This is a genomic window from Streptomyces sp. NPDC090077 (assembly GCF_044747545.1).
In the GTDB taxonomy this organism is placed as follows: Bacteria; Actinomycetota; Actinomycetes; order Streptomycetales; family Streptomycetaceae; genus Streptomyces.
In genome coordinates, this window is the sequence record NZ_JBIVEG010000015.1 from 158,796 (window position 1) to 172,368 (window position 13,573).

A 13,573-nucleotide genomic window follows, 5' to 3' on the forward strand; every position below is an offset into this window, starting at 1 on the left:
GGCCGAAGGCCATCGCGAAGCGACGCGACCGCAGGGAGCGCCCTTGACAGGCCGGCACGACACGGAAGGACAGTGGACTGGCGGGCAGCCCCCGGCACTCCTCCGACCCCTCCGGCGGTGTACCGCCCCCGTACCCCGCCCCGCCCGCCCCGCCCGCCCCGCCTGCCCGCCCCGCCCGCCCCGCTCCGGCCCCCGATCGCTTCCGCTTCTCCCCGCCGGACGGGGGGACGGGGACCGGCGTTCGCGGGGAACGATGATCACCTGATGTACCTTCGGGGGGATGAGCAAGCACGCCCGAGACCGCTCCCGCTTCCGGACCGGTGACCGTACGCAGCCCCGTACGGGCTCCCGTGCGGCCGACCGTCGGCGTTCCGTTTCGGCCGGACGGCCGCCGAAGGCCCTGATCGCCGTGGCCGCCCTCGGCCTGCTGACCTTCGCCGCCGGCTGGCTGCACGCGCTGCACGAACAGCCCGGCGCGCCCGTCCCGGCGGCCCGTTCGGACGCCCGTCCGCAGGCGCAGGGCGCGGCCCCGAAGCAGCAGCCGCAGGCGCAGGGCGGTGCGCCGGGGCACGCCACGCGCGGCACCCCGCGCGCGGACGCCCTGCAGGGCCTCCCCGACACCCTCAGCGCGGCGACCCGCGCCCGGATCCCGGCGGCCTCGCGTCAGCTCGTGCTGGTCACGGGCAAGGCGAAGGACTCCTCGGACTCCACCGTCACCTTCTTCACCCGCACCGCCGCCGGCAAGAACTGGACCGCGGCCGGGCACTGGCCGGCCCGCAACGGCGCCAACGGCTGGTCCACCGTCCGCGAGTACGGGGACCTGACCTCGCCGGAGGGCGTGTTCTCCCTCACCGACGCGGGCGGGCTGCTGCCGCCCCCGGCGGGCACGAAGCTCGCGTACGACCAGGACCGCGGTTTCGTCCCGTCGGGCCGGGGTGTGAACGGGGAGTCCCTGGACGGCTCCTTCGACTACGTCGTGGCGATCGACTACAACCGCCGCAAGGGGGTCTCCCCGCTCGACCCGGCCATGCCGGAGGGTGAGGACAAGGGCGGCAACATCTGGCTCCACGTGGACCACGACGGCCCCTCCCAGGGCTGCGTCGGACTGCCGAGGGCGGCGATGGAGCAGCTGCTGCGCAGCCTGGACCCGGCGGCGAAGCCGGTCATCGCGATGGGTCCGGCGGGCTTTTGACCGGGGCTGGGACGGCACCGGCCCCGGCACGGGCCCCGGGCCGCCGTACCAGCAGCCCGATGTAGACGAGGTCGAAGACGGAGCACAGCGCCCCCAGCCCGAGCACGAAGCCGTTGCGCTCGATCACCCCGAACAGCACGGTCGGCGCGAGGGTGCCGAGCCACTTGGCGACGGCGATGAGCGGCGACTGCCCGCGGGGGCCGCGCCGGGCGGCGTACATGCCGATGAACAGGCCGGACATCAGCAGGTTCTGCAGGAAGGCCGAGTAGCGGCTGGCGTCGTGGGTTCCGAAGTGCGCGACGAACAGCAGCTGCACGGCGAAGCCGGTGCCGAGGACGAGGGCGCTCCAGGCGGCGAACAGCGGCCGGGTGACGAAGGCGGGCAGCTCGGCCCGGCCGTGGCGCAGGTACGTGGAGAGGATCACGGCGTCGGCGACGCCCCACACCACGTTGACCACGCCCTGCGGGGAGAGCCCGGTGGCGATGTCGTGGGCGGCGTAGACGACCTCCCAGGCGAAGTTCAGGGCGAGCGCGGCGACGGGCATGGCGTACGTCCGGTCGCGCAGCCCGACCCGGATGGCCTCGACGTACACGACGGTCCAGGCGATCCCGCTGAGGAGCGTCAGTATCAGTTCCACCCGCGCACCCTAGGCGCTGCCCGCGCGTCCGGACAGCCCCGCGGCCCGGGGCCGCGGCGCAGTCCGGGGATCCGGTCGCCCGCGCGGTCCGCCCCGCCCCTTGCCTGACGGACCGTCAGCTACGACGATGGCCCGGCACCGCACGACGAACCGGCAGACGAAGGCGAGGCGGCCGCCATGGCACGCGTGTTTCCGGAAGGCCGGCTGGAGTACGGGATGCAGCTCCCGGTCCAGTCGCAGAGCACCATCTACGCCGAGCCCTGGGAGGCCTCGGCCGGCGCGGCCGACCTCGTGGAGGTGGCCCGCGCCGCCGACCGGGCCGGCTTCGGGTACGTGGCCACCTGCGACCACGTGGCCATCCCGCGCCGCCTCGCGGGCCCCATGAGCACCGTCTGGTACGACCCGGTGGCCACCCTGGCCTTCCTGGCCGGGATCACCGAACGGGTGCGGCTGCTGAGCCACGTCGCGATCGTCGGCCTGCGCCACCCGCTGCTCACCGCCAAGCAGTACGCGACCCTCGACCACCTCTCCGGGGGCCGGCTGGTCCTCGGGGTCGGGGCCGGGCACGTCCAGGAGGAGTTCGAGGTGCTCGGCGTCGACTTCGAGCGCCGCGGGGCCGTCCTGGACGAGAGCCTGGACGCGCTGCGCGCGGCGCTGGGCCCCGAGGAGTACCCGGAGTTCGAGGGCGAGCGGTTCTCCTTCCGGGACCTCGGTCAGCTGCCCCGGCCCGCGCAGGAGCGGGTTCCGGTCTGGGTCGGCGGCTCCTCCCCGGCGGCGGTGCGCCGGGCCGCCGTGCGCGGCGACGGCTGGCTCCCGCAGGGCGACCCGCGCGAGCGGATCCCGGGGCAGGTCGCCCGGATCCGCGAGCTGCGGGAGGCGGCCGGGGTCGAGGGGCCGTTCGAGGTCGGCGCGATCACCGAGCCGCTGTACGTGGGCGAGCCCGGCTGGGACACCGGCCGCCGGACCCTGACCGGCAAGGCGGAGGTACTCGCCGAGTCCCTCCGGGGGTACGCGGCGCTGGGCGTGGACCAGATCCAGGTCCGCTTCCGCAATCGGGACCGCGCCGAACTCGTCGACCAGATCGCCGCTTTCGGGGCCGAGGTGGCTCCGCTCCTCAACGACTAGGGGTATCCGATGGGCAAGCTGGACGGGCGCGTCGTCGTCATCACCGGTGCGGCGCGCGGCCAGGGCGAGCAGGAGGCCCGTCTCTTCGCCGCCGAGGGCGCGAGGCTGCTGCTGGGCGACGTGCTGGACGAGCAGGGCGCCGCCGTGGCGCAGGAGATCGCCGCGGAGGCGGGCGCGGACCGGGTGCGGTACGTACGCCTGGACGTGAGCCGGGAGGAGGACTGGGCGGCGGCCGTGGCCGCGGCGAAGGAGGCCTTCGGCAGGATCGACGGGCTGGTCAACAACGCGGGCATCCTGCGCTTCAACGAGCTGGCCTCGACCCCGCTGGAGGAGTTCCGCCAGGTGGTCGAGGTCAACCAGGTCGGCGCCTTCCTCGGCATCAGGGCGCTCGCCCCGGAGATCGCGGAGGCCGGCGGCGGGACCATCGTCAACACCTCCTCCTACACCGGCCTGACGGGCATGGCGTACGTGGGCGCGTACGCGGCGACCAAGGCGGCGGTCCTCGGGCTGACGCGGGTGGCGGCGCTGGAGCTGGCCGCGAAGAACATCCGGGTCAACGCCATGTGCCCGGGCGCGGTGGACACCCCGATGGCGAACCCCGGGCTGCTCGACCCGGCGGGGATGACGGACGAGGCCAGGGACGCGATGGCCGAGCTGTACAAGCGGGTGGTGCCGCTGGGGCGGGTGGGCCGGCCGGAGGAGATTGCGAAGCTCGCCCTGTTCCTGACCGGCGACGACTCCTCCTACATCACCGGCCAGCCGTTCGTGGCGGACGGCGGCTGGATGGCGGGAGTCAGCATCCTCTGAGATTTCTGACGGCGCGTCAGGTAAGGCCGTGCGGGCGTCTTGACGGCCCCGCACCGGCGGTGGAACAGTCGGACCCATCGAATCTGACGCAACGTCAGAAACCTAAGGACGGTGAACCCCCTTGGAATTCGGGCTCTTCGTGCAGGGATACGTGCCTGAGGCGCGGTCCAAGGTCGACCCCGAGGCGGAGCACAAGGCGCTGCTCGAGGAGACCCAGTACGTCATCCAGGCCGACAAGTCCGGCTTCAAGTACGCCTGGGCCTCGGAGCACCACTTCCTGGAGGAGTACTCCCACCTCTCCGCCAACGAGGTCTTCCTCGGCTACCTCGCCGCCGCCACCGAACGCATCCACCTCGGCTCCGGCATCTTCAACCCGCTCGCCCCGGTCAACCACCCGGTGAAGGTGGCCGAGAAGGTCACCATGCTCGACCACCTCTCCAAGGGCCGCTTCGAGTTCGGCACCGGACGCGGCGCGGGCAGCCACGAGATCCTCGGCTTCCTGCCCGGCATCACGGACATGAACCACACCAAGGAGATCTGGGAGGAGACCATCGCGGAATTCCCCAAGATGTTCCTCCAGGAGGAGTACGAGGGCTTCCAGGGCAAGCACTGGTCGCTCCCGCCGCGCAAGATCTTCCCCAAGCCGTACGGCAAGGCCCACCCGGCCATGTGGTACGCCGCAGGCTCGCCCTCCTCGTACGCCATGGCCGCGAAGAAGGGCCTGGGCGTCCTGGGCTTCAGCGTCCAGAAGGTCTCCGACATGGAGTGGGTGCTGGAGCAGTACAAGACGGCGATCCAGGAGGCGAAGGCGATCGGCGCCTTCGTGAACGACAACGTGATGGTCACCTCGACGGCGATCTGCGCCGAGACGCACGAGAAGGCGGTGGAGATCGCCGTCAACGCGAACATGAACCGCTTCCAGTCGCTGGTGTTCCGCTACCACGACACCTTCCCGCGGCCGGAGGCGATCCCGCAGTGGCCCGAGACCCTGCCGGAGTACAACGCGGAGATCATCGAACTGCTCATCGCGGAGGAGCTGCTGATCTGCGGTGACCCGGCGGAGGTCCGGGCGCAGTGCAAGCGGTGGGAGCAGGCGGGGGCGGACCAGTTGTCCTTCGGACTGCCGACCGGGGTGTCGTACGAGGACACGATGACGACGATCAAGCTGATCGGGGAGCACGTCATCCCGCACATCGACACCGACCCGGTCCACCGCACGACCCGCTTCCGCCAGGCCGCCACCTCCTGACGCGCCGCTCGCACGGTGCGGGTCCCCTACCCGCCCTTCCACCGTTCCCCGGGCTGCGCCCGGACCCTTACGGCGCTACCGCGCCCGCGCCTCAAACGCCGGCGGGGCTGATTTCAGCCTCGCCGGCGTTTGAGGCGCGGGGTCTGGGGCGGAGCCCCAGGGAACGGTGGAAGGGCGGGTAGGGGACAGCCCCGCAGGGCCGCACCCCCCCGGCGGGTACGGCCCCCGACGGGAGACGCCCCCGGCGAAGGAGGGGCAAGACAGGACAGGCCCGGCCAGGGCAACGGCAACGGCAACGGCAACGGCGAACCACCCAGGAGGGGACCGCATGCTCGACCACCTCATCCGCGGAGCGACCGTCGTCGACGGCACCGGCGCCCCCGCGTACACCGCCGACGTCGGGATCAAGGGCGGCCGCATCGCCCTCATAGCGAAACCCGGCACGGAAGCGGCGGCGGCGGCGACCACCGAGGACGCCACCGGCCTCGTCCTCACCCCCGGGTTCGTCGACCCGCACACCCACTACGACGCCCAGCTCTTCTGGGACCCCTACGCCACCCCCTCCATGAACCACGGCGTCACCACCGTCGCCGGCGGCAACTGCGGGTTCACCCTCGCGCCCCTCAACCCCGCCCGCCCCGAGGACGCCGACTACACCCGCCGCATGATGAGCAGGGTCGAGGGCATGGCCCTAGCCGCCCTCGAAGAAGGCGTCGACTGGACCTGGTCCACCTTCGGCGAGTACCTCGACGCCCTCGAAGGCCGCATCGCCGTCAACGCCGGTTTCATGGTCGGCCACTGCGCCCTGCGCCGGCACGTCATGGGCGAGGACGCCGTCGGCGGGCAGCCGACCCCCGCCCAGATGGAGCAGATGCTGGCCCTCCTCCACGAGGCCATGGACGCGGGCGCCTGGGGGCTGTCCACCACCCAGTCCTCCACCCACTCCGACGGCGCCGGCGCCCCCGTCGCCTCCCGGCACGCGAAGCCCGCCGAGCTCCTCGCGCTCTCCCGCGCCGTCGGCGAACACGAGGGCACCCAGCTCGAAGCCATCGTCGCCGGCTGCCTCGACCAGTTCTCCGACGACGAGATCGACCTCTTCGTGGAGATGAGCGCCGCCGCCGGCCGGCCCCTCAACTGGAACGTCCTCACCATCGACGCCGCCGTCCCCGAGCGCGTCCCGCGCCAGCTCGTGCCCAGCGAGCGCGCCCGCAAGTCCGGCGGCCGGATCGTCGCGCTGACCATGCCGATCCTCACCCCCATGAACATGTCCCTCGGCACCTTCTGCGCCCTCAACCTCATCCCCGGCTGGGGCGAGGTCCTCGCGCTCCCCGTCCCCGAGCGGATCGCGAAGCTCCGCGACCCGGACGTGCGCGCCGCGATGCTGCGCCGCGCCGACAGCAAGGAAGCCGGCGTGTTCCGGCGCCTCGCGAACTTCGGGCGGTACGTCATCGGCGACACGTACAGCAAGGAGAACGAGGGGCTCGGCGGACGCGTCGTCGGCGACATCGCCGCCGAGCGCGGCCAGGACGCCTTCCAGTGCCTCGTGGAGATCTGCGCCAACGACGGGCTGCGCACCGTCCTGTGGCCCATGCCCACCGACAACGACCCCGCCACCTGGGCCCTGCGCGCCGAGACCTGGCAGCACGAGGACGTCATGCTCGGCGGATCGGACGCCGGCGCGCACCTGGACCGGATGTGCGGGGCCCCGTACACGACCCGGTTCCTCGGCGACTGCCTGCGCGGCCGCAAGCTGGTCCCGCTGGAGCAGGCGGTACGGATGCTCACCGACGACCCGGCCCGGCTGTTCGGGCTGCGCGAGCGCGGCCGGATCGCCGAGGGCTTCCACGCGGACCTGGTCCTCTTCGACCCCGAGCGCATCGACGCGGGCCCGGCGACCCTCGTCCACGACCTGCCCGGCGACAGCCCCCGGCTGGACGCGCGGGCGATCGGGGTGGTGTCCGTACGCGTCAACGGGGTCGAGACCATCCGCGACGACGAGGTGACCGGCGCGGTCCCCGGGGCCGTGCTGCGCTCCGGCCGCGACACGAGGACGGTGAGCACCCGATGAGCGGGGGAACGCAGCGCCTCTACATCGGCGGCGAGTGGGTCGAGCCCGACGGCGGTCACTACGAGGTGGTGAACCCGGCCGACGAGTCCGTCGTCGGCCTGGCCCCGGAGGCCTCCCGCGCCCAGGTCGAGGAGGCGGCCCGCGCTGCCGCCGAGGCCTTCGGCTCCTGGTCCCGTACGGCCCCCGAGGAGCGCGCGGCGATCCTCGACCGGGCCGCGGACGTCATCCAGCGGGAGTTCGAACCGTGGGCGGAGCTCGCCCGGGCGGAGACGGGCGCGCCGACGGGCATCGCCCGCGGGATGCAGGTCGGCGTCGGCGTGTCCCGCTTCCGGCGGTACGCGAAGGGCGCCCTGGAGCCGGTGGAGAAGGGGATCCCGCCGCAGGTCACCGAGGCCGGCCCGATGGGGAAGGCGTCGGTCCTGGGCGCGCTGGAGGTCCGCCAGCCGGTCGGGGTGGTCACCTGCATCACCTCCTACAACAACCCGTGGGCGAACCCGGCGGGCAAGGTCGCCCCGGCGCTCGCCATGGGCAACACGGTGGTGGTCAAGCCGGCCCCGCAGGATCCGCTGTCGGTGTTCCGGATGGCCGAGGCGCTGCACGAGGCCGGGGTGCCGGCCGGGGTGGTGAACGTGGTCTCCGGTGCCTCGGTGGAGGTCGGCGAGGCGGCCGTGGACTCCCCGTACGTGGACATGGTCTCCTTCACCGGCTCCACGGGCGTCGGGCAGCGCATCGCCGAGGTGTGCGGGCGGAGCATGAAGCGGCAGCTGATGGAGCTGGGCGGCAAGGGCGCGGCCGTCGTCCTGGAGGACGCCGACCTGGACGCGGCGGTGATGGGGATCGGCACCACCTTCTCCTTCTACAGCGGCCAGATCTGCACCGCGCCCACCCGGGTGATCGTCCACCGGTCGGTGTACGGGCCGCTGGTGGAGAAGCTGCTCGGCTATCTGGCGTTCATGAAGGTCGGCGACCCGGGGGAGCGGGGCACGGTGGTCGGCCCGGTGATCTCGGCCGCGCACCGCGACCGGGTGGAGTCGTACGTGGAGCTGGGCCGCAAGGAGGGCGCGCGGATCGCGTACGGCGGGGAGCGCCCGGTGGTCGGCGACGGCCGCGGGTTCTACGTGGCGCCGACGCTGCTGGTGGACTGCACGAACGACATGCGGGTGGTGCGGGAGGAGATCTTCGGGCCGGTCGTGGTGGTGGTGCCGTTCGACGGGGACGAGGAGGAGGCCGTCCGGCTGGCGAACGACAGCGACTTCGGGCTGATCGGCTACGTGTGGTCGGGGGACGCGGCGCGGGCCTTCCGGGTGGCGCGGCGGCTGCGTTCGGGCGGGGTCGGGGTCAACACGATTGGCCGCAACATGGAGGCCCCGTTCGGCGGGTTCAAACGGTCGGGGGTCGGACGGGACGTGGGCTCGTACGCGCTGCACGCCTACAGCGAGGTGCAGTCGCTGGTCTGGACGACCTGAGGGGTGGGGAGGGGGAGGGCCCGGGGCGGACACCACCGCCCCGGGCCCTCCCCTTCTCACGGCTGCGGCTCCTTACGGCTGCGGCCAGGCGTAGCCGAGGGACTCGGCGAGCTCCCGGCTCCCGCCGACCACGGCGGCGTACGTCTTCGGGTCGGCCTCCTCCAGCCGTTCCACCGCTGCCGCGGCCTGCACCTCGGGCGGGCGGCCGTCGTCGGGCAGCCGCCATTCGAAGAACAGGCCCGGGCCGGGGTCCTCGCCCGGTCCCGGCGGGGTGGCCGGGGCGGGCCGGTGGCCGAAGAGCACCTTCACGGTGTCCGGGTCCTGCCAGTCCGTGTCGGCCCGGATCCACCGGAGGTCCCAGCGGGCGCGCAGCTGCGGCCGCTGCCGCAGGGCCGCGGTGATCCGCCGGGCGGTGCGCCGGGCCGACCAGGCCCAGGACTCGTCGTCCCGGGCGCGCCGGACCTCGGCCCCGTAGGCGGCCGCGTCGAAGCGGAGCTGCGGCGGGGGCGGGCCGGTCGCCCCGCGCCAGCCGTCCCAGACGACCTCGTCGCCGTCGCGGCGGACGGTGACGTGGAGGGCGCCGCAGCAGCCCTCGGTGCAGTCCGCCTCGGCGAGCTGCACCTCGCGCGGTTCGGGGCCCGGGAGCAGGTCGCCGGTGTCGAGGAGGTGCTCGGGCGGGTGGGCCGGGCCGCTGCCGAAGAGGGCCGGTACGAGGGGCCGGCCGTCGATCAGGATCCGCGTCTCGACGGCGGGGTGGCCCCCGGGGTCGCCGGCGACCACCTCGATGCGCAGGGGCGGGTGCGGTGCGGGGTGCCGGAAGGGGCGGGTGCGGTTGCGGGCGAGCCAGGCGGCGCGCCGGTCGTGGGGTCCGGGCGGGGGTTCGGTGCCCAGGTGCCGTCGGAGGAGGTCGAGCAGGGCCTCCCGTTCGCCGGGCGGCCAGTCGAGCAGTGCGCCCGCGCCGCTGTCGAGGTCCTGGGCGAGGGAGAGCAGGAGTGCCTGGTGGTCGAGGGCCGGTCCGGGCAGGCCCGCCCGCCGGGCCACGGTGCGGTACGCCTCCGCGGCCGGGCCGTAGTCGAGGAGGTCGGCGCGGGTGTTGTACTGGGCGGCCATGGCGTGCAGCAGCCGTCCGGCGGCGGTGACGAGCCCGGCGTCGTCCGGGTGGGCGCGCAGGAGGGCGTCGAGGCGGGCGGCCTCGGCGACCCGGCGGGCCTGCCAGTGGACGGTGGAGATCCAGTCGGGTGCGGCGACGAGGGCGACCAGGGCGTCCCGGACGGGGCGGTTGTCGCCTTCGGCGGCGTCGCCCGCGTCGTCTCCCGCCTCGTCGTGGGAGCCCGCCGCGGCCGCGTCGATCAGCGGGGTCAGGGTCCGGTCGCGGTCGGTCGCGGTCAGCAGGAGCAGGGCGGCCGCCTGCCGGTCGAGGGGGTCGAGGGCGGCCGCGGCCGGCCGGGTCAGTCCGCGGAGCAGCCCGAGGGCCTTGAGGCAGGGCACGTCCTCGGGTTCCCCGAGGCGGATCAGGAGGGCGACGCCGACGCCGACGGCGCCGAGGGAGGTGCCGGTCCGGGTCAGCAGGCGGGCGGTGGCCCGGGCGGCGGTCTCGTCGTCCAGCGGCATCCGGGTGGCCACCGCGCGGACGGTGCGGTCCGGCAGCCGGAGCAGGCCGGTGGCGCGGTGGACGGCCTCGGCGGCCCGGACGGGGTCCGGATCGGCCAGCGGGCCGGCGAGGGCGGCGGTGACCTCCTGCTGCACCCGGTCCCAGGCGAGCCGGGGGCGGGCGGGCGGTGGCTCCGCCGGTCCGTCGGGTCCGTCGGGGACCGGGTAGCCGCGGGGCGGGACGGGTGCGGCGGGGTCGACGCCCCGGCGGAACAGGACGTAGTCGTACAGGGAGGCTCCGGGAGTGAGCGGCGTCCGCTCGTCGCGGGCGCTCACCGGGCGGGGTGGGACTCGATTCCGTAGGTCATGCCGGGAGCCTGCCAGGGGTGGTCACGGGCCGTCCAGTGGTTTTCACGCGGCGCAGTCGTTTGGGGCTCGTTCGGGGGTCTGGGGCGGGTTCCGGGGGCTCCGGAAATTGGCACGGGAAAGTTTTGAAACGGACATATGGGGTACTCCTGCGGTTTCCGCATTCCGGAACCCCTGTCTCGATGCCTCTCGAACCATGGATGGTCGCCTCAGTGAACCTTGTATTGCGAGTTCATGAACGGATCTGATCTTCGTAATCCAAGGAATTTAGGCTTGTGGATTATTGGACTTAAGTCTTCCGGATCAGGAAACCGCAGCATCTACCGTCCTGACCCATGACACAGCTGGACATGCGGCCTCCGGTCGGAGACACGGTAAGCGGCGTCGCCGAGGGCGGCGCCGGGAACACGACCGGGACCGGGGACGCGGGCGACGTCCGCGGCAAGGGCCTCGGCAAGGGCTCCGTCGGCCTGCTGGGCAGCGCCGTCATCGGCATCTCCACCGTCGCCCCCGTCTACTGCCTGACCTCCACCCTCGGCTCCACCGCGGGCGAGGTCGGCGTCCAGATGCCGGCGGTCTTCCTGGCCGGCTTCCTCCCGATGCTCCTCGTGGCCTTCGCCTACCGCGAGCTCAACAAGGCCATGCCGGACTGCGGCACCTCGTTCACCTGGACCGTCAAGGCCTTCGGCCCGCGGATCGGCTGGATGTGCGGGTGGGGCCTGGTGATCGCCACGATCATCGTGCTCTCCAACCTCGCGGGCGTCGCCACCTCCTACTTCTGGCTGCTGGCCGGCGAGATCACGGGCAACCCGTCGATCGCCGCCCTCGACGAGAACAAACTCGTCCACATCGCCACCTGCCTGACGCTGATCGCCGTCGCCACCGCCATCAGCTACCGCGGCATGACCGCCACCAAGGGCGTCCAGTACACCCTGGTCGGCCTCCAGCTCGTCGTCCTCGCGATCTTCGTCGCCATGGCCCTCCAGAAGGCCTCCGCAGGCACCTTCGACACCGGCCTGGACTTCTCCTGGCAGTGGATGAACCCCTTCGCGGTCGAGTCCATGGGCGCCTTCACCGCCGGACTCTCCCTCTCGATCTTCATGTACTGGGGCTGGGACGCCTGCCTGGCGACCAACGAGGAGACCACCGGCTCGGCCAAGACCCCCGGCCGCGCCTCCCTCATCGCGATGGTCGTCCTCGTCGGCTCCTACCTGGCCACCGGCTTCGCCGCCCAGATGGCCGTCGGCTCCGGCGCCGAAGGCCTCGGCCTCGGCAACCCCGAGACCTCCGGCAACGTCTTCGCCGCCCTCGCCGGCCCCGTCATGGGCCCGGTCCTCGGCATCCTGCTCTTCGTCGCCGTGCTCGCCTCGGCCGCCGCCTCCCTGCAGACCACCTTCATCCCGGTGGCGCGCACCGTGCTGGCCATGTCCACGTACGAGGCCCTGCCGCCCTCCTACGCCAAGGTCCACCCCAAGTTCAAGACCCCCGGCCGCGCCACCGTCATGGCGGGCATCGCGACCGGCGCCTTCTACACGGTGATGACCCTGGTCAGCGAGAACGTCCTCACCGACACGATCTTCGCGCTCGGCCTGATGATCTGCTTCTACTACTCGCTGACCGCCTTCGCCTGCGCCTGGTACTTCCGCGGCGACCTGCGCCGCTCCGCGCGGGACCTGTTCTTCAAGGGCGTCTTCCCGGTCCTCGGCGGCCTGCTGCTCGCGGCGGTCTTCGTCAAGACCCTGATGGACGCCTGGGACCCCTCCTACGGCTCCGGGTCCGACGTGCTCGGCGTCGGCAGCGTCTTCGTCATCGGCGTCGGCCTGCTGGCCCTCGGCCTGGTCGTCATGTTCGTCACCGAACGCCGCAGCCCCGCCTTCTTCCGCGGCGAGGTCCTGACGAAGTCCACCCCCGCCCTGGTGGTGGAGGACTGACCGGCTGACCGTCCCACCCCCGCCACCTGCTGTGTCACGGCCCGCGGCCCCGGATCGATCCCCCGATCCGGGGCCGTCGTCGTACCCGGACCCGGGTCATCCGATGCGCGGAACGGGCCCCTGAGGTGGTGACCCGGGCTGCGGGGGGTCGTTGGGCGGGGCATGAAGGCAATGAAGCGCACCCTCACCGCCCTGGCCCTCACCGGCGGCGCCGCACTCGCACTCACCCCGCTCACCGCCCACGCCGCCGACGGGGGCGAGGGGGCCACCCTCGGGGGCCAGCCCCCCGTCAAGCGCGTCGTCGGGATCGTCAACCACCCCGGCCAGGCGATGGACGACACCCGGACCGCCGTCGCCATCACCGGCGCGGCCGTCGGCAGCGCGGCCAACTCCACCAACAGCTCCCTGGCGGGCGCCGGCAGCGCCCTGGACGCGGGCGTCCCGGACGCGCCGAAGGTGAAGGGCTAGGCCGGGCGGCGGCCCGCTCAGCCCCAGGTGCGGGAGCAGAGCACGAGCCGGTAGCCGTCCGGATCGGCGATCGTCACCCCGTACTCGTCCCAGTACGGGTTGTGCGACGGGACCCGGATCCCGCCGCACTCGACGAGACGGCGCACCAGCTCCTCGTCGGGGGCCTCGCCCAGGTAGACCACGAACAGGTCGTCCACGGTGGGGGACGGCTCGACCGGGTCCTCGGGGTCGAGCGTTAGCTCGAAGTGCCACCCGCCCCCGGCCGGCCCGACCATCAACAGGTCGTGCTCCCCGGGCACGCGCTCCGTACTCCGCCACACGACGTCGAGCCCGAGCCCCTCGACGTAGAACCGCTCGGCGGCCTCCAGGTCCCGCGAGGGACGGGTGACACGGACATGGGTCTGTGAGTTGATCATCCCGGGAGCGTAGGCGAGGGGGTACGGGGCTTGCGGCGCGGGCCCGCCATCTCCCCCTCGACCCCGCGTGGCCGGGCGGTGGCTGCCCACCCGCCTCCCACGGTGCGGGTGGGCCGGCTGGGGGCGGTAGCCCCATGGGCCGGATCAGAGAAGGTTTGGGGGCTTCCCGGCAGTCCATCGTCCTTCCGTGTCGGGCCGGCCTGTCAAGGGCGCTCCTTCGTCGCGTCGCTTCGCGATGGCCTTCGGCCACCCTTGACA

11 protein-coding genes are annotated in these 13,573 nt (G+C 73.2%); 8 read left to right on the forward strand and 3 right to left on the reverse strand.

Annotation, left to right across the window (positions count from 1 at the left end):
* The first annotated feature begins 280 nt into the window (after positions 1–280).
* A complete protein-coding gene (locus ACIPW5_RS24330; RefSeq protein ID WP_401248585.1) occupies positions 281–1,192 on the forward strand; it encodes a L,D-transpeptidase family protein in 912 nt (303 codons plus the stop codon).
* Here ACIPW5_RS24330 and ACIPW5_RS24335 read toward each other — a convergent pair.
* Positions 1,164–1,829 carry a hypothetical protein gene (locus tag ACIPW5_RS24335; protein ID WP_401248588.1) on the reverse strand — a complete coding sequence of 222 codons (666 nt, stop codon included), beginning with the start codon at positions 1,827–1,829 and terminating at the stop codon, positions 1,164–1,166. The two genes, ACIPW5_RS24330 and ACIPW5_RS24335, sit on opposite strands and share 29 nt — an antisense overlap.
* Before the next feature lie 177 nt (positions 1,830–2,006).
* On the opposite strand from ACIPW5_RS24335, the gene ACIPW5_RS24340 reads away from it, so the two are divergent.
* The 5 genes from ACIPW5_RS24340 to ACIPW5_RS24360 all read left to right on the forward strand — a co-directional run bounded on the left by ACIPW5_RS24340 (position 2,007) and on the right by ACIPW5_RS24360 (position 8,544).
* Positions 2,007–2,954 carry an LLM class F420-dependent oxidoreductase gene (locus ACIPW5_RS24340; RefSeq protein ID WP_401248591.1) on the forward strand — a complete coding sequence of 316 codons (948 nt, stop codon included), beginning with the start codon at positions 2,007–2,009 and terminating at the stop codon, positions 2,952–2,954.
* A 9-nt stretch (positions 2,955–2,963) separates the two neighbouring features.
* On the forward strand, positions 2,964–3,761 hold the full coding sequence (locus tag ACIPW5_RS24345; protein WP_401248594.1) for an SDR family NAD(P)-dependent oxidoreductase: 798 nt from the start codon (positions 2,964–2,966) through the stop codon (positions 3,759–3,761).
* Between the two features lie 121 nt (positions 3,762–3,882).
* Positions 3,883–5,010: an LLM class flavin-dependent oxidoreductase gene (locus ACIPW5_RS24350; protein WP_401248596.1), complete on the forward strand. Its 1,128-nt coding sequence runs from the start codon at positions 3,883–3,885 to the stop codon at positions 5,008–5,010.
* A gap of 328 nt (positions 5,011–5,338) precedes the next feature.
* A complete protein-coding gene (locus tag ACIPW5_RS24355; RefSeq protein WP_401248599.1) occupies positions 5,339–7,078 on the forward strand; it encodes an amidohydrolase family protein in 1,740 nt (579 codons plus the stop codon).
* Positions 7,075–8,544 carry an aldehyde dehydrogenase family protein gene (locus ACIPW5_RS24360; RefSeq protein WP_401248601.1) on the forward strand — a complete coding sequence of 490 codons (1,470 nt, stop codon included), beginning with the start codon at positions 7,075–7,077 and terminating at the stop codon, positions 8,542–8,544. Before ACIPW5_RS24355 ends, ACIPW5_RS24360 begins: the two co-directional genes overlap by 4 nt.
* Before the next feature lie 72 nt (positions 8,545–8,616).
* On the opposite strand, the gene ACIPW5_RS24365 is transcribed toward ACIPW5_RS24360, so the two are convergent.
* Positions 8,617–10,470: a hypothetical protein gene (locus tag ACIPW5_RS24365; protein WP_401248604.1), complete on the reverse strand. Its 1,854-nt coding sequence runs from the start codon at positions 10,468–10,470 to the stop codon at positions 8,617–8,619.
* A 365-nt stretch (positions 10,471–10,835) separates the two neighbouring features.
* Between ACIPW5_RS24365 and ACIPW5_RS24370 the strand changes: the two genes are divergently transcribed.
* Both ACIPW5_RS24370 and ACIPW5_RS24375 read left to right on the forward strand, forming a co-directional pair.
* Positions 10,836–12,431 (forward strand): APC family permease, encoded by a 1,596-nt coding sequence (locus ACIPW5_RS24370; RefSeq protein ID WP_401248607.1) that lies wholly within the window; start codon positions 10,836–10,838, stop codon positions 12,429–12,431.
* Between the two features lie 162 nt (positions 12,432–12,593).
* Positions 12,594–12,899, forward strand: coding sequence for a hypothetical protein (locus ACIPW5_RS24375; RefSeq protein WP_401248610.1), 306 nt, complete (start codon positions 12,594–12,596; stop codon positions 12,897–12,899).
* Between the two features lie 17 nt (positions 12,900–12,916).
* On the opposite strand, the gene ACIPW5_RS24380 is transcribed toward ACIPW5_RS24375, so the two are convergent.
* On the reverse strand, positions 12,917–13,315 hold the full coding sequence (locus ACIPW5_RS24380) for a VOC family protein (protein WP_401248613.1): 399 nt from the start codon (positions 13,313–13,315) through the stop codon (positions 12,917–12,919).
* Positions 13,316–13,573: the final 258 nt, after the last annotated feature.